14 protein-coding genes are annotated in these 24,366 nt (G+C 34.4%); 10 read left to right on the forward strand and 4 right to left on the reverse strand.

Annotated features, from left to right (window positions below; translation table 11 throughout):
* Positions 1 to 3: 3 nt before the first annotated feature.
* Positions 4 to 3,114, reverse strand: coding sequence for a SusC/RagA family TonB-linked outer membrane protein (locus EAH81_RS13525; protein ID WP_140507912.1), 3,111 nt, complete (start codon positions 3,112 to 3,114; stop codon positions 4 to 6).
* Positions 3,115 to 3,459: 345 nt separating this feature from the next.
* Here EAH81_RS13525 and EAH81_RS13530 point away from each other — a divergent pair, with 345 nt between their 5' ends.
* On the forward strand, positions 3,460 to 6,330 hold the full coding sequence (locus EAH81_RS13530) for a triple tyrosine motif-containing protein (RefSeq protein ID WP_140507914.1): 2,871 nt from the start codon (positions 3,460 to 3,462) through the stop codon (positions 6,328 to 6,330).
* 45 nt (positions 6,331 to 6,375) lie between these two features.
* On the opposite strand, the gene EAH81_RS13535 is transcribed toward EAH81_RS13530, so the two are convergent.
* Positions 6,376 to 7,659 carry a UDP-N-acetylmuramoyl-tripeptide--D-alanyl-D-alanine ligase gene (locus tag EAH81_RS13535; protein WP_140507916.1) on the reverse strand — a complete coding sequence of 428 codons (1,284 nt, stop codon included), beginning with the start codon at positions 7,657 to 7,659 and terminating at the stop codon, positions 6,376 to 6,378.
* Positions 7,660 to 7,774: 115 nt separating this feature from the next.
* Complete coding sequence (gldJ, locus tag EAH81_RS13540) at positions 7,775 to 9,463, reverse strand: gliding motility lipoprotein GldJ (protein WP_140508226.1); 1,689 nt, start codon at positions 9,461 to 9,463, stop codon at positions 7,775 to 7,777.
* 213 nt (positions 9,464 to 9,676) lie between these two features.
* Between gldJ and porU the strand changes: the two genes are divergently transcribed.
* From porU to EAH81_RS13580, 8 genes are all read left to right on the forward strand, one after another.
* On the forward strand, positions 9,677 to 13,513 hold the full coding sequence (gene porU / locus EAH81_RS13545) for a type IX secretion system sortase PorU (protein ID WP_140507918.1): 3,837 nt from the start codon (positions 9,677 to 9,679) through the stop codon (positions 13,511 to 13,513).
* 38 nt (positions 13,514 to 13,551) lie between these two features.
* Positions 13,552 to 14,760, forward strand: a complete 1,209-nt coding sequence (porV, locus tag EAH81_RS13550) for a type IX secretion system outer membrane channel protein PorV (RefSeq protein WP_140507920.1) — start codon at positions 13,552 to 13,554, stop codon at positions 14,758 to 14,760.
* A gap of 78 nt (positions 14,761 to 14,838) precedes the next feature.
* A complete protein-coding gene (gene cdd / locus EAH81_RS13555; protein ID WP_140507923.1) occupies positions 14,839 to 15,321 on the forward strand; it encodes a cytidine deaminase in 483 nt (160 codons plus the stop codon).
* A 158-nt stretch (positions 15,322 to 15,479) separates the two neighbouring features.
* Complete coding sequence (pdhA, locus tag EAH81_RS13560; protein WP_140507924.1) at positions 15,480 to 16,478, forward strand: pyruvate dehydrogenase (acetyl-transferring) E1 component subunit alpha; 999 nt, start codon at positions 15,480 to 15,482, stop codon at positions 16,476 to 16,478.
* A 6-nt stretch (positions 16,479 to 16,484) separates the two neighbouring features.
* Positions 16,485 to 18,140 (forward strand): pyruvate dehydrogenase complex dihydrolipoamide acetyltransferase, encoded by a 1,656-nt coding sequence (locus tag EAH81_RS13565; protein ID WP_140507926.1) that lies wholly within the window; start codon positions 16,485 to 16,487, stop codon positions 18,138 to 18,140.
* 123 nt (positions 18,141 to 18,263) lie between these two features.
* A complete protein-coding gene (locus tag EAH81_RS13570; RefSeq protein ID WP_140507928.1) occupies positions 18,264 to 20,111 on the forward strand; it encodes a hydrolase/aminopeptidase in 1,848 nt (615 codons plus the stop codon).
* Positions 20,112 to 20,895: 784 nt separating this feature from the next.
* Positions 20,896 to 21,447, forward strand: coding sequence for a carboxymuconolactone decarboxylase family protein (locus EAH81_RS13575; RefSeq protein WP_140507930.1), 552 nt, complete (start codon positions 20,896 to 20,898; stop codon positions 21,445 to 21,447).
* A gap of 77 nt (positions 21,448 to 21,524) precedes the next feature.
* Positions 21,525 to 22,403, forward strand: coding sequence for a helix-turn-helix domain-containing protein (locus tag EAH81_RS13580; RefSeq protein ID WP_140507932.1), 879 nt, complete (start codon positions 21,525 to 21,527; stop codon positions 22,401 to 22,403).
* Here EAH81_RS13580 and EAH81_RS13585 read toward each other — a convergent pair.
* On the reverse strand, positions 22,400 to 23,644 hold the full coding sequence (locus tag EAH81_RS13585; RefSeq protein ID WP_140507934.1) for a glycosyltransferase: 1,245 nt from the start codon (positions 23,642 to 23,644) through the stop codon (positions 22,400 to 22,402). The two genes, EAH81_RS13580 and EAH81_RS13585, sit on opposite strands and share 4 nt — an antisense overlap.
* 115 nt (positions 23,645 to 23,759) lie before the next feature.
* Between EAH81_RS13585 and EAH81_RS13590 the strand changes: the two genes are divergently transcribed.
* A complete protein-coding gene (locus EAH81_RS13590; protein WP_035685975.1) occupies positions 23,760 to 24,341 on the forward strand; it encodes a tRNA-(ms[2]io[6]A)-hydroxylase in 582 nt (193 codons plus the stop codon).
* Positions 24,342 to 24,366 lie beyond the last annotated feature (25 nt).

Here is a 24,366-nt window from a genome sequence, read left to right on the forward strand (position 1 = left end):
TTTTTAAAATTGAACGTTAGCTCCTAACAGAATAGATCTGGCTTGTGGATAAACTCCTTTATCTACACCATAAACTTGACCTCCAATTTCAGGATCATATCCAGTGTATTTTGTAATAGTAAATAAATTTTCTCCCGTTAAGTAAAAACGAATTTTATCTGAACCAATTTTAGATGATAAACCAGTTGGAAGTGTGTATCCAACCTGAACAATTTTCAAACGTAAATAGTTTCCGTTTTCAAGATAAAAATCAGACATGTTAGTGAAATTTTTATTTGGATCATTGTTAGTCAATCTAGGATAATCGTTTGTACTTCCTTCTCCAGACCAGTGACCTAAAGCACTTGTTTGGTAGTTTGCATTTAAGATATCAAGTCTTCTCAGACCTTGGAAAATTTTACTTCCCGCTGATCCTTGAGTAAATGCCATAAAATCAAAGTTTTTATAGTCTAAGTTAACCGTAAGACCAAAAGTATATTTAGGGATGTTTGTTCCTAAGAATTGTTTATCATCATCAGTAATAGTACCATCACCATTTGTATCTGTCCAACGGAAATCTCCTGGTCTGGCATTTGGTTGAACTAAACCTCCGGCAGCATTTTTGTATGCAGCAACTTCAGCAGCATTTTGAAAAATACCTGCAGTTTTGAAACCATAAAATTCGTTGAATGAATGACCAACTTGTGTTCTTGTTACTGGTCCCATAGATTGGAAAGTAGCATCTCCAACAATGTAGTTTGTAGATGATCCTACATAAGTGATTTCATTTTTAAGGTAAGCAACATTTGCATTAACTCCTAAATTAAAGTCTCCTAATCTTTTCTTGTATCCTAATTCAACCTCAAAACCACTATTGTTCATGTCTGCAATATTCGCAGATGGCTTGTCAACAACTCCAACATATCCAGGAATAACAACGTCTCTTAAGATTCCTTTTGTTCTCTTTTTGTAGTAGTCTAAAGCAAGAGTAAAATCATTAAAAAGTTTTGCATCAAGACCTACAGTAGTTTGAGAAGTTTCTTCCCATCCTAAATCTTTATTAGGCAAAGTAGAGTTTCCGTAACCAGTTGTAATTGCACCTGTGTTTCCAACAGAGTAATTGTATCCCCCAACAACTAAACCTCTATATTTGAAATCATCGATATTATCGTTACCAACAACTCCATAACCTCCACGTAGTTTTAAAGTGTTAACTACATTGTTTTCTTTCCAGAATCCTTCTTTCGAAAGAACCCATCCTAAAGAGAATGAAGGGAAAACTCCAAATTTTTTGTTTTCACCAAAGCGAGTTGATCCATCACGACGAATGATTCCTGTGAAAAGGTATTTCTCTAAATAATCATAATTTGTACGTAAAAATAACGAAGCTAATTTATGTTCTGTAAAATCACTTGCTCTGTTTACTCTGTCAGTTTGAGGAATTTCAAAATTGAAAGAAGCATCTTTATAGCTAGTAATCGGCAAACCGTACATAGTAACTCCAATAGAACCACCAATGTTTTCAACATAAGCTCCTTGTCCTGCCAAAACATTGATACTATGATCACCAAATTTATTAGAATACGTTAAGATATTCTCAAGAGTCCAAGCAAATGCTTTATTATTATTTTGACTGTAATTGTTTCTATCCTCTTTCATGTTTGGATTAAGGAAGAAAACTGGAGTAAAGCCTTGGTCTCCCCAATAAGCTAATTTACCTCCAAGTGTAGTTCTGAATTTTAAATGACTAGTAATATTAGCCTCTAAGTATGCATTACCAACAAAATCGTCTGACCAGCTATATCCACCTAATCTTGTTTGTGTATAAGCTAAAGGATTTGTCATCTCTTGTTGTACTAAAGAAGAAATTCCGTAAAGATTTCCGTTACCATCTCTAACAGCATTTGGGTTTGTATAGAAACCAGTACTAGCTACTGCAGGATCTGTTACAACCAATGGAGTAAGAGGATCTAAGTTAATTGCAGAACTTAAAGGTCCTCCAAACTCACTGTTTGTGTTTCCAATACCTTTAGTTACCTGGTGTGTGTATCCAAAAGTTTGTCCAAAAGTAAAGTAGTCAGAAATTTTATGAGTTGAGTTTAAACGGAAATTTTTCTTTGTATAGTTTGAAATTTCTGTTGCAACAATACCTTCCTGATCTTGTATCCCGAAAGAAGCATAAAAAGTAGATTTTTCACCACCACCACTAATACTTAATTCGTGTGTATATCTAAAAGCAGAGTTATTGAAGATTGCATCTTGCCAATCTGTACCTTTACCTAATGAAGATGGATTAGCATATTTAATACCTCCACCATCTGCAAGAGACTTGTCATTCATTATTGAACCATATTGTGAAGCATTCAATAAATCTAATTTTTTAGCCGGACCAGAAACACCTGCAAAACCAGTATAGTTTACAGAGATTTTTCCTGATTTCCCTTTTTTAGTTGTAACCAAGATAACTCCGGTTGCAGCACGAGTACCATAGATTGCAGCAGAAGCAGCATCTTTAAGAACCTCGATAGATTCGATATCACTTTGGTTGATAAAACCAATTGCGTTTGCATCTATAGCAATACCATCAACAACCCATAAAGGATCATTACCACCTTCTCTAAAAGTAGTTATACCTCTAATACGTACCTTAGAAGCCGCACCTGGTTGTCCAGAAGTAGCCGCTACAGATACACCTGCTACTCTACCTTGTAATGCTTGCTCAACTCTACCATTAGGAACTTTCTCAAGATCGGCAGCTTTTACACTGGAGATTGCTCCGGTAACTACTGATTTCTTTTGAGTACCATATCCTACAACCACAACCTCATTTAAGGATTGCGATTCCGGTTTTAATTGAATTGAAATTTTTGTTCTCCCATTTACAGCTTCACTAACTGGTGCATATCCAATAAAAGTAACTGTTAAAACACCTGTAGAAGGTGACTGAATTTGGAATTTTCCATCAAAATCTGATGCCGTTGACTTAGTTGTTCCTTTTAATACAATAGTAGCACCCGGAACTGGCATTCCACTTTCATCTGTTATAACCCCATTTACTGTGGCATCCTGAGCCACAGCGATAACCGAGAATAACAAAGACGAAATACAAAAAATAAGTAATTTTGTTAATTTCATTTTTCTAAAAATTTTGGTTAATTAATTAGTAATTTGATGCAATAATAATGTTATTTTTTTACTATCAACAATTAAAATTCATTACAAAAACACATCAAAGTAAATTTTATTACATTACAAAAACACATCATTTTTTTTATAAATAACTGAATAACAATATAATAAAAAATAAATATTAAATGTTATCAAAATGTTAATTGCAAAAATAAACACTACACTAGTATAAGAATGCTTATTTTTATTAAATAATTAGCTCTCTACAACGAAATAGTACTGACGAAAACAAGCTAATTCGCTAAAAAACAACTACTTAGTATTCAAAATTCTAAATAAATAGAAAAATTTATGAAATTGATAAAATCATATTTTTATATTACTTTTTTTACATTATTCACAATCTCCATTTTTGGGCAAGTAAAAAACATTGGACTCCCTGATGTAAGAAATTACAAGCGAAACGAATACAAAGGCGGTACTCAAAACTGGAATATTGGGCAGGATAAAAACGGAAATCTATATTTTGCCAACAATAATGGTCTTTTACAATTTGACGGATCATCCTGGCGAAAATATCCATTGCCGAATCTAACTTCTGTGAGATGTTTAAAGATTGATGATTCAGGTAAAATCTTCGTTGGAGGATACAATGAGTTTGGATATTTCCAGCCTGATACTAAAGGCAGACTTAAATACACCTCATTAGCAAAACAGGTAGATAAGAGTAAAATCAAAATAATAGACTTTATCTGGAAAATACATTCTTTTAATAATCAGACCATTTTTCAGTCTTTTGCCAGGATATATATATTCAAAAATGGAAAATTATCCATACTACAAGCTCCCAAACGTTTTCAGTTTTCATTTGTAGTCGATAACAAACTTTATTTACAAGATGTTGAGAAAGGAATACTAGAATACAAAGACGGAAAGCTATATGCATTAGCCAATACAACAAGTTTAAACAATACAGAGATATGGGGAATGTATTCGTTAGCAAAAAACAAAATCTTAATTATAACATTAGAAAAAGGTTTATTTGTTTATGAAAACAACAAAGTAATACCTTGGGATACCGAAGCTAACAATTTTGTTAAGAAAAATAACTCCTTAGGAGGCGTAACAATAAACAACAGCTCTATTGTATTGAACTCGGTTTTAGATGGTATAATAATATGTGATTATAATGGGAAGATAATCCAGCACATCAACAGAAAAAAAGGATTACAGAACAATACTGTTTTAACCTCTTTTATAGACAATAAAAACAATCTTTGGCTAGGCCTCGATAATGGTATTGCTTTTGTCAACGAGAGTTCGCCGTTTACTTATTTTGGATTTAGTTATGATATTAGTACCGTATATGCATCAGTAATTCATGATGGAAATTTGTATGTTGCCACAAATCAAGGTGTTTTTTATCACGCCTGGAACAATAGTTTTAAAGAAGATGTTTTCAAACTTGTCGAAGGAACTACCGCACAATCATGGAATGTTCAGGTTGTAGAAAACGAGCTTATTTGCTCAAACAACAGAGGTGCTCTGGTTATAGAGGGCGGAAAAGTAACACATATAATAGATCCTAAAGGTTACTTTGGTTTTAAGAAAATACCAAATCATCCCGGCTTTTATATTGGATCAAATTATGATGGATTTGCTATATTTCAAAAAACACCAAATGGATTAGTTTATAAAAACCAAATTTTAGGATTCGACAAATCATCTAATAGTTTCGAACTTGATGAATCGTATTTATGGCTTAAAAAAGATGAGTCTATCTACAGAATGTCACTTAGTAATGATTTAACAAGGTTTTCTTCTATCAAAAAAATCAATCAATTAACGCCTAAGTTTAAAAATATTGGAAGCCTACAAAAAATAGATGATCGAATCTACTTTCAAACCAACAATCATTTTTATAAATATTCAAAAGAGCAGGATATATTCTTCGAAGATAAAAATCTAACTAAGTTATTCCGAAACATACCTGTAATCAATGCACTAAGCGAAGATTCACAATCTAATTTATGGTATGCATTTAATGAATCTTTGGGGGTTTTAATGAAACAAAACAATAAGTATAAAAATATTGTTGCGCCATTTTCAAATCTGACAGGTAATTTGGTAAGTAATTATTTATCTGTAAATACAATTGATTCAAAAAACATATTTATTGGATTAACAGATGGACTGGCGCATTATGACTCGCAATTTCTGAATAACTTCGTTAAGAAACCAAAAGCCTTTATTCGTAGTTTTTCATTTCCCGGCGATACTATTATTCTAGGAAATAATCAGAATAAAACGGAGAACATTCGTATTCCATATTCTTCAAATCATGTTCGATTTACATTTTCGTCTCCAACATATGAGAATCTTGAAAATGTTGAGTTCTCCTATCAATTAGAGCCTTTTGATGACAAATGGAGCAATTGGTCTACTATATCTCTTAAAGAATACACGAATCTTCGCGAAGGCGAGTATACAATGAATGTAAAGGTTAGAAACAGTTATGGAGTGCAATCTTTACCTGCAAAACTTTCTTTCACCATTTCTCCGCCTTGGTACAGACATTTCTTAGCTTTCATGTTTTATTTTATACTAATACTTGTGGGAATCTATTTGATATCTACACGTATAAAAATGAAGATCAGAAAGAATAAATATTATGAAACTATAGAACAACGAAGACTTTATCTGGAGAAAGAATCAAAAATCAGACAGGAGCAATATGATCTTGAAAAAGAAATTGAAAAATTAAAAAATGACAAGCTTCAGATAAAAATCCTGGCAAAGGATAAGGAACTAGTAAACAATTCTTTGCAAGTTGTGAAGAAAAATAAAATCTTAAATGGAATTATACACAAACTAAAAGAAATTGACGTCGAAGCACTTGATGATTCAACAAAATTTCAAGTTAGCAAACTAAATAAAAGCATTGTCAAAGAAGTTAACACAGACAAAAGCTGGAAAGACCTCGAAAAACACATTAAAAACGTTCATTTTGAATTCTTAAAGCGACTAAAAGAAAAATATCCTACCATTTCACCTCGAGAACTCGATTTATCTACCTATTTGTTAATGAATATGTCAACGAAAGAAATAGCCGAAATCATGAATATTTCAACTGGAGGAGTTGAGTTAGCACGATACAGATTAAGAAAAAAACTTGGTTTAAATAAAAAAGAAAACCTTATTGGATTTTTAATGAGCATCTAATAAAGAAAAAGCCTTCCGATAAATGAATCGGAAGGCTTTTTACTTTTAAATATATTCTAATGTTCGTTCCAGCGCCATGCCACGCGAACCTTTTATTAAAATTGTGTTCTCTTTAAAATGAATCGTTTTGAGATATTCTGCAAAAGCATCAAAAGATTCAAAAAAGTAAATATTACTATTCGAAATTCTATTTTCGTAAAAATATTTTCCAATCAAATAACAAACAGAATTGTTCTGGTTTGCCAAGGAATCAACTATAATTTTATGCTCTTCATGACTTTCGTTTCCAAGCTCAAACATATCTCCTAAGATCATTACTTTGTTCTGATTTTCTAATTGTAGAAAATTAGTAATTGCCACAGCCATACTACTTGGATTAGCATTATAAGCATCCAGAATAATTTGATTTGATTCCTTTTTTAATAGTTGCGACCTGTTATTTTCAGGAATATAGTTTTTGATAGCTTGTTTTACGTCACTCTCATCAACTTTAAAATACTTTCCTATCGCAACAGCAGCATTGATATTATTAGCATTGTAAAGTCCAATTAAATGTGATTCTACGATAAAACTGTAATAATCGACAACAACAAATGGATTTGCCTGAATACTTTTGATATTAAGATTTGACTGATCTTGATTTAGTCCAAAAGTAAACGTCTCTATCCCTTTAGATTTCTCAACCTGAATTGGATCTTCAAGATTAACAAAAGCTAATTTGTTATTTTTTAAGAGATAGTGATACATTTCACTCTTGCCTTCAATAACTCCTTCAACGCCGCCAAAACCTTCTAAATGTGCTTTTCCAAAATTGGTTATATAACCATAATCCGGTTGAGCAATTTCACATAAAAATTCGATTTCTTTTTTGTGATTTGCACCCATCTCAACAATTCCAATTTCAGTTTCTTTCGAAAAAGACAATAAAGTCAACGGAACTCCAATATGGTTATTTAAATTCCCAACAGTAGCTTTAGTCTTGAATTTCTTAGAAAGAACTACATTGATAAGTTCTTTTGTAGTCGTTTTTCCGTTACTTCCGGTGAGTGCAACAATAGGCAATTTCAAATAAGAGCGATGAAATTTTGCCAATTCCTGCAATGTTTCCAAACTGTTCTCCACCAAAATCGTTCTCTCGTCTATAGCATAAGCTGCATTGTCAATAATAACATACAAAGCTCCCAATTCGAGTGCTTTTGCTGCAAAAGTATTAGCATCAAAGTTCTCGCCTTTAATAGCAAAAAACATAGAACCTTTTTCAATTTTTCTTGTATCAATTGAAACGGAACTACTTTGTAAAAACAAGTTATGAATGTCCTGAATATTCATTTATATTTATTTTATTGATCGTAAAAGTAGAAAAAAAACAATAAAAAAATTCCAAATCCCAGACTGAAATAATCAGCTTTTGGAATTTGGAATTTTTTATTAAAATTTCTAAAACCTAGTTTCTAGGTGATTTTCTTTTTTCAGATTTTGCACCTACTCTAGACATTGCACATCTAAATCCGATGTAATCAGTTGCCATATCCTGAGGGAAATATCTTCTTTGAGCCGGATCTAACCAATAAGCTCTATCTCTCCAAGAACCACCTTTGTAAACTCTTACGTTATCATCGATTAACGTTGTACGTTTACTTGAGCTATCGTATTTTCTAGTCATTTGACCTAAACTATCAGTAGTGATATTATGCTTAGGAGAATTGTACATTGCCTGATCCGCTTTTGGTCCTGACTCAGAATCTCCAAAGTCAAAATATCTTGAAGATTGTTTGTCACCATCTCTGTAATTGATGTTGTCACTTGTACTGAAGTTCGTTCTTAAGTAAGTTTCATTTTCATCAACTGGAACCTGAGCAATTTCTCCCGGTAAGTTTGTTGCAACTTTTTTACCGTTACTTAATGTTTTGTATTGAATATTATCTTTAGTGATAATTTCAATTTTACCATCTTTACCAATTTTGTTTTTAGCATATTGATTTCCTCTAAAGTAGTTAAAATCATTCGCTTCATTATCGATAATAGGTCTGTAAACATCGGCAACCCATTCGGCTACGTTTCCAGCCATATCGTATAATCCAAAATCGTTGGCAGCATAGCTTTTTACAGCATTTGTAATATCTGCACCATCATCTGACCAACCGGCAATTCCACCGTAATCACCGTTTCCTTGTTTAAAGTTAGCCAATTGATCTCCTTTATTTTTACGTTTAGATGAACGTGTATAATCTCCGGACCAAGGATATTTCTTTTGTCCTTTATATATATTGTATTCTCTTTGTCCAACATCTGCAGCAGCTGCGTACTCCCATTCTGCTTCAGTAGGAAGTCTGTATTCTGGCAAGATAACTCCGGAAGAACGTTGTGCATACACATTTTTCTCTTCAGGAACTACACCATCTTTTCCAGCTTTTGGTTTTCTGCCACCTGGATTTTTCTTCAATACGATTTCTTCGCTACCGCCACGTGCAGTGCTAGGAGACATTAAATAAGCCTCAGTATTAAATGCATTATCTCCGGTAACATCATTTGTTTTAGCACCTTTTTGAAGGTATCCGTTTTTTTCCAAAACAGCTTCGTTCACACGGTCTGTTCTCCATTTAGCAAATTCAACCGCTTGAATCCAGTTTACACCTACTACAGGATAATTAGCATAAGAAGGATGTCTTAGGTAATTATTAGTCATCGTTTCGTTATATCCTAAACGATTTCTCCACACCAATGTATCTGGCGATGCTCCTTCGTAAATGTTTTTGTAATTTTCTTCTGTTGGAGGGAAAACTTTCTTTAACCACTCCAGGTATTCTAAGTACATACCATTCGTAACTTCAGTTTCATCCATATAAAATGATTGAACGTGTTGTTGAGTCGGTGTGTTATTCCAATCATGCATAACATCATCCTGTACTTTACCCATAGTAAACGTACCTCCTTCAACAAAAACTAAACCAGGACCAGCCTGTTGTTTTTTTCCTGCATTTCTAGCAGCCGTTCCATTCTGACTATCTACATCCCAACCTGTTGCTCTTGAAGCGTGACTGTTGGAACTCGATTTTTTGCTACAACTAGCCGTGCCTAACATCAATACCATTGACATCATTAATTGCAGGGCTACAATTTTGTTTACTTTCATACTCATTCTTAGGTGATAAATTTAGGTGCTGCAATATAATAATTAACATTTAATTAGCAACATCCGTTCTAATAATTTTATTTAGCTGTTTTTTACCAGAAAATAACCTATAGTTACGAACGCAAAAATATACTTTTTATTATTTACTATAACATGAAATACTATATTTTTACTTACTAAAATAATTTTAAATTAATCCCGATTTTCCAGCTGATGAAACAAGCCTTAATCTTATACTTCTTTTTAATTCCACTTATCTCATTTTCCCAGATAAATGGCAGCTTCACATTAGATTGGCAAAACAAAAAAGAGATGAGTTTTGGAGATTCAAAAGCAACTATTCCTTCCTTTTCAGGAAGTAGTTTTCGCTATGACACTACAAAAAAAACCATAACATTATTACTTAACCTGAACCAAACAGGAGCTTCAGCAGCTAATTCTGTGCAAATAACAAATATTATTTACGAATCAATGTCAATTGCAGACCTGGGAGATTTAACAAAGGAAAACATACCTGCAAAACCAAATGAAACATTAAAAACAACTACTTCAAGAGATCAAAAACAATCTTTTCTATTTCTTTATCCTATTATAAGGGACGGAAACACTTACAAACGAATCAAATCATTCTCTTATTCTTCAAGCAATACAACATCAAAGAGAGCCAATACATCTTCTTTTCAAAAAGCTGCTTCAATCTACAATTCCGTTTTAGCAAGCGGAGATTGGTATCGTTTCTATGTTGAAAAATCAGGCGTTTACAAAATCTCAAAGTCTTTTTTGCAAAGTTTAGGATTTGACCCAGGCAAAGTAGATCCAAGAAGAATCAAAATTTACGGAAACGGAGGAAGAATGCTTCCTTTGGCCAATAGCGCTTATTATCCGGAAGACTTAATTGAAAATGCGATTCAGATATCCGGAGAAGGTGACGGAACATTCAACAATGAAGATTATATTCTATTTTATGCCGAAGGAGTCAACAATTGGAGTTCTGAAAGCCAAACTAACCTTAATCTATACGCTACAAAATCTTACTATTATATAACAGCTAACGGAGGTGACGGAAAACGAATTTCGTCACTAAATCAGCCTACAACAGGCAGCACTCTTGAACTAAACACGTTTGATGACTATCAATACCACGAAATCGATCAAACAAACATTGTCCATTTAGGGCGCAGATGGCTGGGAGAATCATTCGATATCAATCAGGAACAGGAATTTGAATTTAACTTTCAAAATCTCGAAACTTCTGTTCCTGTAAAAATACAGCTTAATGCAGCAGCAGCAGCCTACACTCCTACTTCGTTTGCGGTTTCTGCTAACGGACAAAATATTGGCACTTTAAACTTTAAAGCCTTAACTGCTAGTTCTGCTACAAAATATGATACTTTGGTTTCTCCTTTTAAAAGCACTTTTACTGGAACTGATAACATAAAAATCAAACTTGCTTATAACAATAATGGTGTTCCCGGATCTAAAGGATATCTGGATTACATCAATTTAATTGCCAAAAGAAAACTAATAGGTACTGGAAAACAATTTAAATTCCAATACGATTTGGCCGGCTCGACTCCGGGAGTTGTAAATTACACTATTGGAGGCGCTCAGGGAATTTCTCAAATTTGGGACATTACAGACCTATATAATGTATCAAAAATTGAAAATCCAAATCAGACCACTTTTAGCTTTAAAGCAAATTTGGGTGAAATTAGAAAATACATCGCCATTGATGCTGCCGATTATTTTACACCTTTAAAAGAAAGCCAGTCTAAAATCGCCAATCAAAACTTAAAAGGAACCTTATTTAAAAATATCCCGAATAATTTTCAGGATATCGATTATGTAATTATTGCTCCAAAGTTTTTAGTTTCTCAAGCAGAAAAACTAGCTAGTTTTCATCGGACTTATTCCAATTTAAATGTAAAAGTAATTGCACTAGAAAATATTTATCAGGAATTCTCATCCGGAAAACAGGATATCGCAGCCATTCGAAATTGCATCAGATATATCTATGAAAATGCCACTTCAGCCGAAAAAAAGATAAAATTTTTAAATTTATTCGGGGATGCTTCATTTGATTATAAAGACAGAATTCCAAACAACAATAATATTGTACCTATATATCATGCTTTATGCAGCAATACTGTTGGAGAAGAATCATATGCGTCAGATGATTTTTATGCGCGTATGGATCCTGACGAAGGAAATGATAATTCTTTTTTTGGTGGAATTGACATTGCAGTTGGAAGAATGTTAGTTTCTGATAATGCTCAGGCATCAGAAATGGTTAATAAAGTTGTGGAATATCATGATGCAAAATCCTATGGAAACTGGAGAAACAATCTCGTATTATTAAGTGATGATTCTGACCAGAATTCAGATTCGTCTTTACAAGCCCGTCAAAACGCATTAGCAGATCGTATTGCAACTGAAAAGCCGTTTTTTAATGTTGGCAAAATTCTTTTAGACTCTTATACACAAGAAGCGTCTGCAGGAGGATCGAGATATCCGAAAGCAAGATCAGATTTTTTTAATGCTTTTGAAAAAGGTGCGTTAGTTTTTAATTATCTGGGACATGGTGGAGAGGATGGTTTAGCAAGCGAAAGAATTTGGGAAAAATCAGATGGTGAAAATTTAAACAATCAATATAAATACCCGCTGTTTATCACCATTACATGTGAATTTTCAAGATTTGACGATCCAACAAGACCAACGGCAGGAGAATACGTCTATTGGAATCCAAAAGGCGGAGCGATTTCTTTGCTGACAACGATTCGCGAAATCGGACAACCTACTGCCGAAAACTTTAATGATATCCTGAATAAAAATTTATTTTCATTTGGTTCAAATCAATACGCTGCCATTTCAGAAGTACTTAGAAATTCCAAAAACGAAAGTCCAAGCTCTGCAAGCAATGTTATTTTTTATATTGGAGATCCGGCTTTAATGTTAGCAATCGCAAAACCGAAAATAAATTTAACAAAAGTAAATGATGTTGTGATTTCTCAAACGATTCCAGACTTTAAATCTTTGGCGAAAATTAAAATCACAGGAGAAATTACAGATGAAAACAATGTACTTCTAAGCAATTATAACGGAGAATTAGCAACTGCAATTTTCGATAAATCAATCACAACTTCTACCTTAAATAATGATGGATATAGCCCTGCAATGTCATTCAAAACTCTCGGAGAAACTATCTTTAGAGGAAATGCTTCAGTAACAAATGGTCAATTTGAATTTAGTTTTGTTGTGCCAAGAGACATTCGAATTCCGGTAGATAATGGAAGAATTAGTTTTTATTCGAAGAAAAACGGAGCATTAGAAAACCAATCGGGCTATAATACTAGTATTAAAATAGGAGGAATAAATGAAAATGCACCTCAGGACAATATTAGTCCAAAAGTTAAGTTATATATGAACGATGAAACTTTTGTATCAGGTGGAATCACAAACCAATCACCTTTTTTATTAGCGTTTCTTGAAGATGAAAACGGAATAAATACAGCAAGCGGAATTGGTCATGATATTATAGCAATTTTAGATGGAGACGTAAGTAATCCGTACATTTTGAACGATTATTATCAGACAAAATTAGACGATTACACCAATGGAAATTTACGCTTTCCGTTAAGAAATATAGCTCCCGGATTACACACGATAAGCTTTACCGCATGGGATGTTTATAATAATCCGGTAACGAGCGAAATACAATTTACAGTAGTTGGAGATGATTCACTAACATTAACACACGTTCTTAATTATCCAAATCCATTTTCGACTTACACTCAATTCTGGTTCACGCACAACAGACCTTACGAACCATTGGAAGCACAGGTTCAAGTCATGACTATCACAGGAAAAGTAGTGTGGACAAAAAATCAAATCATCAATACAGAAGGCTTCTTATCAAGAGAAATAACGTGGGACGGAAGAGATGATTTTGGAGATCGAATAGGAAAAGGAGTTTATATTTATAAACTTACAGTTAAATCTAATTTAACAAATAAAAAAGCAGAAAAATACGAAAAGCTTGTCATTCTATAATAATATATATATTTGCAATAAAACTACATTAATCCCAAATGAAAAAAATATCACTTTTATTAACTTGTTTTTTAATTATTTCATACGCAAAAGCCCAGGAACTTGTTCGACCTATCACAACAGGAGTTCCGTTTTTATTAGTTGCAGCAGATGCCAGAGCAGCCGGCTTAGCAGATCAGGGAGTAGCTACTTCATCTGACGTTTTCTCACAACAATGGAATCCCGCGAAGTATGCTTTTGCAGTAGATAAACAAGGATTTTCTATCAGCTACACTCCTTATTTAACAGATCTTGCCAACGATATTTCTCTTGGTCAGGTAACTTATTACAACAAAATCGATGAGAGAAGTGCCTTTGCAGGAAGTTTCCGTTATTTTGGTTTTGGAGATATTGAACTAAGAACAACCGGAGACCCAAGCGAACCAACAAGAACTGTATCGCCAAACGAGTTTGCCCTGGACGGATCTTACTCGCTAAAACTGAGCGAAACATTCTCGATGGCGGTTGCAGCACGTTTTATTAATTCAAATCTAAAAATTGCATCTGAAGAAGTTGATGCATCATCAGCAAGTACTTTTGCTGTGGATGTTGCCGGATTCTATCAATCTGAAGAAATTGCCTACTCTGACTTCAACGGAAGATGGAGAGCAGGTTTCAACATGCAAAATTTAGGTCAAAAAATAAGCTACGATCACGATAATATAAGCACAAACTTTATACCTGCTAATTTAAGAGTTGGTGGTGGTTTTGATTTTATATTTGATGATTACAATAAATTTGCTGTTAGTGTCGAATTTACCAAACTTCTTGTACCAACTCCTCCGGGACCTGGAACTGCTGTAGATTTAAATGGAGATGGAGATTTTACAGATCCGGGAGACATTTCTCAGCAAGAAGCTAATTCAATAAACTACAAAAACTACAATGACATTGGTTGGGTTTCAGGAATTTTTAAATCATTTGGAGATGCTCCGGGTGGTTTTAGCGAAGAATTAAAAGAAATCACTTATAGTGTTGCAGGAGAATATATGTATCAGGATGCTTTTGCAATGCGTTTAGGATATTATCATGAAAGTCCTGAAAAAGGAGCAAAAAGATTCTTTTCTCTAGGAGCAGGTTTCAAATACAATGTAGTAAAAGTTGACGTTTCATACTTATTTTCAGCATCAAAAATTAAAAATCCGTTAGAAAACACACTTCGTTTTTCTTTAACGTTTAACTTTGGTGACAAATACGAAGTTTACTAGACCCAAAAAACAATAAAATAATAACAATCCAAATTTCTATTTATTTAGGAATTTGGATTTTTTTTCCCATAAAAAGAAATGAAAGAAATAAGCATTACATCCTCATTTATAGTTTTCGACAGCTTAAACGAATTATCAAAAGACGTTCAGGACTTAATGAATCAAGCCATTGAGATCCGCAAAAAGGCTTACGCTCCCTATTCTCAATTTAGAGTTGGCGCAGCTTTACTATTGGATAACGGAAAAATAGTTTTAGGTTCAAATCAGGAAAATGCCGCTTATCCATCAGGATTATGCGCAGAAAGAACTGCCATTTTTTATGCAGGAAGTATGTACCCGGAAGCTAAAATTTTAAAAATAGCCATTACAGCAGCCTCAGACACGAACCAAACCAAAGCACCAATTCCTCCGTGCGGTTCTTGTCGTCAGTCAATTGCAGAATATGAAATCAAGCAAGACACCCCTATAGAAATTTATTTTATGGGCGAAATTGGTGAAGTTTACAAATCAACATCCCTAAAAAATCTGCTTCCTTTTATGTTTGATAAAAAGTTCTTGTAAAAAAAAGCCAAAAAGTGGCGTTTAAATTTTACTTCTTAATAGGAATGTCTTATTTTTGCATCCCGACCTTTCGGGCGCAAATTTGTGGGAGGAAACTATTTTGCGTTATAGGCAACAATTGATAACACAAACAAACTTTAGCAAAAGAAAGAATTCAGATGAAAGAAGTTACAAAAGAAGTATATTTAAAGTGGTACGAAGACATGCTACTTTGGAGAAAGTTTGAAGACAAACTTGCAGCATTATACATTCAACAAAAAGTTAGAGGTTTTCTACACTTATATAATGGTCAGGAAGCTGTACTGGCGGGCGCTTTGCACGCTATGGACCTGACTAAAGACAAAATGATTACTGCTTACAGAAACCACGTACAACCAATTGGTATGGGAGTTGATCCAAGACGTGTAATGGCTGAACTTTTAGGAAAAGTTACTGGAACTTCTAAAGGTATGGGAGGTTCTATGCACATTTTCTCTAAAGAACACCGTTTTTACGGAGGTCACGGAATCGTAGGTGGACAAATTCCGGTAGGAGCTGGTTTAGCTTTTGCTGATAAATATTTTGAAACCGGCGGAGTTACCATGACTTATTTTGGTGATGGAGCTGCAAGACAAGGTTCATTACACGAGGCTTTCAACATGGCTATGTTATGGAAATTGCCAGTAGTATTTATCGTTGAAAACAACGGTTATGCAATGGGAACTTCTGTAGAAAGAACTGCAAACCATACTGATATCTGGAAACTTGGTTTAGGATACGAAATGCCTTGCGGACCAGTTGACGGAATGAATCCTGTAAAAGTTGCTGAAGCAATGACAGAAGCTATCGATAGAGCTCGTCGTGGTGACGGACCAACTTTCCTTGAAATGAAGACATACCGTTACAGAGGACACTCAATGTCTGATGCACAATTATACCGTTCTAAAGAAGAGGTTGAAGAGTACAAAAAAATTGACCCTATTACTCAGGTTTTAGATGTAATTATGGATCAAAAGTATGCTACAGAAGAAGAAATTGAAGCAATTGACCAAAGAGTTAAAGATTTGGTTGAAGAATGTGTGAAATTCGCTGAAGAATCTCCATATCCTGAATTACAACAATTATACGATGTCGTATACGCACAAGAAGACTATCCATTCACACCTCATAAACTATAATATATCATGGCGATAAAAGTAACAATGCCTCGCTTGAGCGATACTATGACGGAAGGAACGGTAGCGACTTGGTTAAAAAAAGTAGGCGACAAAATTAGCGAAGGAGATATCTTAGCTGAAATTGAAACAGATAAAGCAACAATGGAATTTGAGTCTTTCAATGAAGGAACTCTTTTATATATCGGAATTCAAGCTGGAGAAACTGCTCCTGTTGATTCATTATTAGCAATCATTGGTAACGAAGGAGAAGATATTTCTGCTCTTTTAGCCAGTGGTACTGCCCCTGCTAGTTCCGAAGCTTCGGAACCAAAAGCAGAAGCTGCTCCTGCTGCTGAAGCAAAAACAGAAACTGCTGCTCCTGCAGCAAAAGCTGCAACTGAATTGCCAAAAGGTGTTATAGTTGTAACTATGCCACGTTTGAGCGACACAATGACTGAAGGAACTGTAGCAACCTGGTTGAAAAAAGTAGGTGATGCAGTTGCTGAAGGAGATATTCTAGCCGAAATTGAAACTGACAAAGCTACTATGGAGTTTGAGTCTTTCAATGAAGGAACATTATTATACATTGGAATTCAAGAAGGAAATACAGCTCCTGTTGATAGTTTATTAGCAATCATTGGACCAGCTGGAACTGACGTTTCAGGAATTCCTGCAAATTATACTGCCGGAGGTACTACAAGTGCTCCTGCTGCTGAAGAAGCAAAAGCCGCTCCTGCTGCTGAGAAAGCAACAGAAACTGTAGCTGAAACTTCAAACGGAGGAAGAATTTTAGCTTCACCATTAGCTAAGAAAATTGCTTCTGACAAAGGAATCCAATTAACTCAGGTTAAAGGTTCAGGAGAAAACGGACGTATCGTAAAAAGCGATATCGAGAACTTTACTCCATCTGCACAAGCACCTGCTGCAACTGCAACTTCTGCCGCACCAAAAGCTGAAACTGCTGCTCCTGCTGCACCAAAAGTATTTGTTCCTGCCGGAGAAGTTTTCACAGAAGAGATCAAAAATTCTCAAATGCGTAAAATTATCGCAAAACGTTTGGCAGAATCTTTATTTACTGCACCTCACTATAACTTAGTGATTGAAGTAAGCATGGATGACGCAATGGCTGCGAGAGCAACAATCAATACTGTTCCTGATACAAAAGTATCTTTTAACGATATGGTAATTAAAGCTTGTGCTTTGGCCTTGAAAAAACACCCAAAAATTAACTCTCAGTGGAAAGAAGATGCTATCATCATCAACCACCATGTTAATATTGGTGTTGCTGTAGCGGTTGAAGACGGATTAGTAGTTCCTGTATTGAAATTTACAGACGCTATGAGTTTATCTCAAATTGGAGCTTCAGTAAGAGATCTTGCAGGAAGAGCTAAAAACAAAAAACTTGGACCGCAAGAAATGGAAGGAAGTACTTTTACAGTATCTAACCTTGGAATGTTTGGTATCACTGAATTCAATTCAATTATCAACCAACCAAACTCTGCAATCCTTTCTGTAGGTGCAATTGTTGAGAAACCAGTAGTTAAAAACGGTCAGATTGTAGTTGGAAACACAATGATGTTATCATTAGCGTGTGACCACAGAACAATTGACGGTGCAACTGGCGCTCAATTCTTACAAACATTGAAACAATACATCGAAAGCCCGGTTACAATGTTGGCATAATATTTTGTCGGCCTGAGCATCCCGAAGCTTCGGGAGAAGGTAATTCATAATAAAATCCCGTTTTGTTTATTCAAAACGGGATTTTTTGTTTAATTTTCATCCTTAAATTCAACATCTCTTAAAATGAAAAAAATAATCCTTGCAACTTTATTCCTGACGGCTCTGGCGTGTCAGAAAAAAGACCAGACAGAAAAAACTGCTGTTGTCACAGACGAACACTCTTATTCCAAACCGGAATTAGCCGTTGTTAAACATTTAGATCTTGACATTAAAGTCGATTTTGACACCCAGACCATTTCAGGAAAAGCTTCCTGGTTAATTGACAATATCAGCAAAGGAAACGAGATTATCTTCGACGAAAACACGCTAAACATTACCAAAGTAACTTTAGGTGACGAAGAAAAAGAAACGAAATTTGAACTTGGTGCAGCCGTTGAATTTCACGGAAAACCACTTCACATCACGATTGAACCAAATACTACTAAAGTAAACATCTACTACAGTACAAACAAAGATGCTATTGCACTACAATGGTTAACACCGGAACAAACTGCAGACAAAAAGAAACCATTCCTTTTCTCTCAAGGCGAAAGCATTTGGTCACGTACCTGGATTCCTTGTCAGGATTCACCGGGAGTTCGTTTTACTTATAATGCAAAAGTTACTGTTCCTAAAGATTTAATGGCTGTAATGAGCGCCGTAAATCCACAGCAAAAAAATGATACCGGAGTTTATACTTTCAAACAAGACAAAGCAATTCCGTCTTATTTAATGGCAATTGCTGTTGGAGATATCGAATTTAAAGCAATCGACAACAGAACCGGAGTTTATGCAGAACCATCTCTAATCAAAAAAGCAGCTTGGGAATTTGCCGAATTAGGAAAAATGGTTATTGCTGCCGAAAAACTTTACGGACCTTATCGTTGGGGACGCTATGATGTATTGGTTTTACCTCCAAGTTTCCCTTATGGCGGAATGGAGAATCCAAATTTAACTTTTCTTACTCCTGGTGTAATTGCGGGAGATCGTTCTTTAACGAGTTTATTAGCACATGAATTAGGTCATAGCTGGAGCGGAAACTTAGTTACAAATGCAACCTGGGATGATATTTGGTTAAACGAAGGATTTACAACTTATGTAGAACACAGAATTGGCGAAGAAATTTTCGGGAAAGAAGAAGCTGAAATGCAAGATGTTTTAACTCGTAAAGATTTAGACGATAACATTGCAGAATTTGGCGCAACAAATCCGGATACAAGATTAAAAGTGAGCCTTACGGGAAGAAATCCTGATGATGGAATTAGCCAAATTCCATACGTAAAAGGATATAACTTTCTAAAAGTAATTGAACAAGCAGTCGGACGCGAAAAATTTGATCCGTTTATTAAAAATTATTTTGACGCACACGCTTTTCAATCTATTACAACAGAAGATTTTGTAAAATATATCAACGATAATCTTATTAAAGGAGATAAAGCTCTTGCCGATAAACTAAAACTAGATGATTGGATTTACAAACCGGGAATTCCATCAAATATTATTTCAGTACATTCTGATGATTTTACTGCGATTGACAGTATTCAAAAAAACTGGAGAAAAACTGGTGTTAAAGGATTAAGTCAAAAAATAAAATCGACTACAGAAAAACAGCATTTTATAGATTATTTACCTGCTGATATAACTGTTGAAGAAATGGCCGCAATTGATGGAGAATTCAGTTTTACCAAAAACGGAAACTTCGTAATCAAGCGTCAGTGGTTTGTTCAGGCAATTCGTCATGACTACAAAACGGCTTATCCTGCAATCGAACAATTCATGATCGCAACCAGCAGAACCGGATCTCTAATGACTCTATACAAAGAACTTGTCAAAACTCCAGAAGGAAAAGTTTGGGCAAAACAAATTTTTGACAAAGCTAAATCAGGTTATCACGCAACGACAGTTCAAGCTGTTGGAGATTTATTGAAGTAGTTTAAAGTCTCAGTCTGCAGTTTCAGTTTTCAGTGAGCAGTTTTCACTTTATATACAAATCCTCGATTATTTAGCATAATCGGGGATTTTTTATTTTGATAAAACAAATCTTTTTGTCCTTTTCTATGGATTAATCCCGAAACTTCTGGCAATGTCATTAAGTTAAGTTTTTTCAAATTATAATTTTCTCGCAAAGTGTAGTTTTGAATTGCCTCCAGCTTTAGCTGGAGTTTATATAAAATCAATCTAAGAGGCTTTAGCCAAAAATGTGTGATTTGGCTAAAGCCATTTTATTGTGCGTATTAGTCACCTCCAGCTCAAGCTGGAGGCTAGTCAAAAAAGCTTAACTTAATGACATTGAGCTTCGGGACGTTGCTACAAAATAACCCATTCCTTCGGAATTTTAGAAAAAGTTCCGGAGGAACAAAATATATTGTAGGGATGGATTTTAATCCATTCTTCGCAACGATAAACACAATCTTGTCACTTCTGTAACATAACAAACGAAGATATTCTCATGAAAATGATTGCCATAGCCCCGATAGGAGTGGAAATCCTTTTGTGGCGGGGTTCGCCACAAAAGATTGTAACGGATAGCGGGATTAGCTCCTAAAAATTACTCTCATCATATAAATCAAAACAATTGTTTTTCACTTAAAAAAAACGCTCAGGGAAAATTGTCCATTACATAGCGTAAATTCTCCATGTTCTAAAATCTGTCATCGTCGCACCTTTGTAATGTCAAAAGACAACAAATAAAAACAACTTTAAAAAATTAAATAAGATGACACGATTAACAGCATTAAACCCGGAAGAAGTAACAGGAAAAACAAAAGATTTATTCAATGCAGTACAAGCTAAATTGGGAGTTGTACCTAATATGATGAGAACAATGGGGAATTCTCCTGCGGTATTAGAAGGATATTTGAATTTAAGCGGCGCTTTGAGCCACGGAAAATTAAGCGCAAAAACAGGTGAACTTTTAGCTTTAGCAATTTCAGAAAGCAATTCATGTGATTATTGCGTAGCCGCTCACACTTTTATTGGAGAAAAATTATTAAAAACTGATCCACAAGTTTTACAAGATGCAAGAACAGGAAACTCTGCAGATGCAAAAACAGAAGCTATTCTTCAATTTGCTAAAACATTAGTAAGCAAAAATGGATTAGTTAGCAATGAAGATGTGAATGCGGTTAAAAACGCAGGAGTTTCAGAAGCTGAAATTGCCGAAACTGTAGCGCATGTAGCTTTGAATGTTTTAACTAACTATTTCAATAATACTGCTAATACAGAAATTGATTTTCCTGCAGTTCCAAGTTTAGAACTTCAAAAGTAATTCAAACAAAAAACAAGTGTAAAGATAGTTGTGAATTCATTCATGACTATCTTTATATTTTCAAAAAAACAGTTATTATGAGCAACCAGAATGTTTTTACGCTAATAAATCCTCAGACTGGAAATCTCGCTTTCAAACTACTCCCTTTTGGTGACAACAGCCACTTTGATCATTTGCAGCGAAATAATTTTTTCTCTTTAATTTGGGTTACAAAAGGAAGAGGAAAAGTAAAAGCTGATTTTGCCGAACATCATTTTGAAGAAAATTCACTCCTCGCCTTTTCACCTTATCAACCATTTATGCTTTGTGTAAATGAGCCAATTGAAGGAATTGCGATTCACTTTCACCCCGATTTTTATTGCATACACATGCATCAAAAAGAGGTTTCCTGCAGCGGCGTTTTATTCAATAATGTATATCAGCCGCCTTTTGTTAAAATTACCGATGAAGCTTCTGCTACTTTTAAGATGGTTTTGGACCAGATGAAAAATGAAATTCAAAATACTGATCTGGCGCAATATGAATCGCTGGTTTCTTATTTAAAGATATTTTTGATTACAGCTTCGCGATTAAAAAATCAGCAATTAGAAGAAATGAAATCAATTCCAAATGCTAAAGAACCTTTTATTCTTCAAAATTTAAAAGATGCTATAGAAGACAATTTCAAAACTAAACATTCTGCCGGAAATTATGCTGAAATGCTGAATATTTCGGCGAAAGCCTTAGCAAAAATATCTAAAAATTATTTCAACAAAACCTTAACAGATTTAATCGCCGAAAGAATCATTATTGAAGCCAAAAGAGAATTATACATGACCAACAAAACAGTAAAAGAAATCGCGTACGAACTGGGTTACGATGACGAACATTACTTTAGCAGATTTTTCAAAACAAATGCCGATGTTTCTCCACAATTGTATCGAGAAACAGTAGGTTTTGGAAAAATGGAAGCTTAATTTTTATTTTTAGCTTCGATCCATTTTGCCATGTATTTAGTACTTTTTAAAGTATGATGCTGAAGTAAACTTCCCATAAAATTTTGTAAACGATGACTTTCAGAATCATTCAATAGCAAATTAATCTTTGCAATTAATGCCGTAGAATATTTGCTTAATTGATAACATTCATTGACGATTGCAACTCCATTTTTTTGTGATCGTTTCCACAAATTTTCATCATGATACAGGTCAACTGCTTTTTTGGCAAACGTCTCCACATCATCTGTAATAAAACCATTCCAGGGTAAATCTGCGTGCATTGCTTCTGAACCAATTGTTGATGTCATACTCGGAGTTCCGCATTGCATGGCTTCTAATAATTTTCCTTTTAAACCTGCTCCAAAACGAATTGGCGCCAAAACAACTCTGGCTTTTTTCACAACTTCATTTGCATCTGTGGCTCTTCCCTTAATTAAGAAATCGTTTTTAATCTGATGCAATTGCAATACTTTAAGCGAAGGATAAGCGCCATAAACTTCCAAAACTGCTTCGGGAAATTGCTTTTTGATTATAGGCCAAATTGTTTCTTTCAAATATTGAACCGTGTTCCAATTAGGTTCATGAAGAAAATTTCCGATGAAAACAAAATTTTTACGTTCTTCAAACAAAGGCAATTTCAGAAGATCTAATTCAGACATTTCATAAACCAAAAACGGCAGATAATACAACAAATCCGAATCGATTTTAAAGACCTCTTTTAAGATTTTCATTTCAAATTCAGAAATAATAAAAGACAAATCACATCTTAAAATACTGGCAATTTCTCGTTTTGCAACTTCTTCAGATAACAAATCAATAAACTCGAAAGTTCTATTTTCCTTAAAAGCTTTTTGTCTCGCCGTTCTTAAACAATGTAAATCCTCCGTGTCTAATAATCGAATTGCTTTTGGACAATTTTCAGCAACACGCCAGCCAAACTGCTCTTCGATCATGAAACGATCAAATAAAACAACATCTGGATTTAAAGCCACTATAAAATCATCAAAACTGGCATTATTCAATTCAATTGATTTTTTTTCTATTCCAAATTCAGACAAGTCAACCATAAAATCACTATCCATCGCCGGACTTGCAAATGTAATATCAAATCCGTTTTGCTTAAAAATGGAAATTAATTGCATCATTCTTCCACCAGCCGCAGACGAATTTGGTTCAGGCCAGACAAAGCCAATAATTAACAGTTTTTTCGTTTGATTCATTTTCGTTGTTTTCAATATACAAAATAATGCTTTTTTACGCTCATTTGCACGATATTTCCTGATTTTTGGTCAGAAAAATGACTAATTTTGCAGGATACAAATTTCTGATAAAATTATGTTAGGATTAAAATTAGCTACAGACCCTCGCTGGGTAAATATAGTAGAGTCAAATATCGAAGAAATTCTGACAGATCACGCCTGGTGTGAGCAAAAAGCAGCTTCAAACGCCATTAGCTTAGTTACTTACAATTCTGAATTGGAAGAATTGGTAACTGAAATGCTTGTTATTGCGAGAGAAGAGTTAGAACATTTGCAAATGGTACATGACATTATCAAAAAAAGAGGTTTGACATTGGGGCGCGAAAGAAAGGATCATTACGTAAATGAGCTTTTTAAATTCATGAAAAAAGACGGAAGCCGTAAAGATGCACTTTGTGATCGTTTATTGTTTTCGGCCATGATTGAAGCCAGAAGTTGTGAGCGTTTTAAAGTACTTTCGGAAAATATAAAAGACGAAGAATTGGCTAAATTCTATCGCGATTTAATGATTTCTGAAGCAGGGCATTATACTACTTTTTTAGGATTTGCAAGAAAATATACTGACAATATAGATATCGATAAACGCTGGAAAGAATGGATTGAATATGAAGGGTCAATTATTACCAATTACGGAAAAAGTGAAACCGTACACGGATAATAACCTTTTTTAAATTCAATTTTCA

Origin of the sequence: Flavobacterium pectinovorum, assembly GCF_006438875.1 — a bacterium.
Classification (GTDB): domain Bacteria; phylum Bacteroidota; class Bacteroidia; order Flavobacteriales; family Flavobacteriaceae; genus Flavobacterium; species Flavobacterium pectinovorum_A.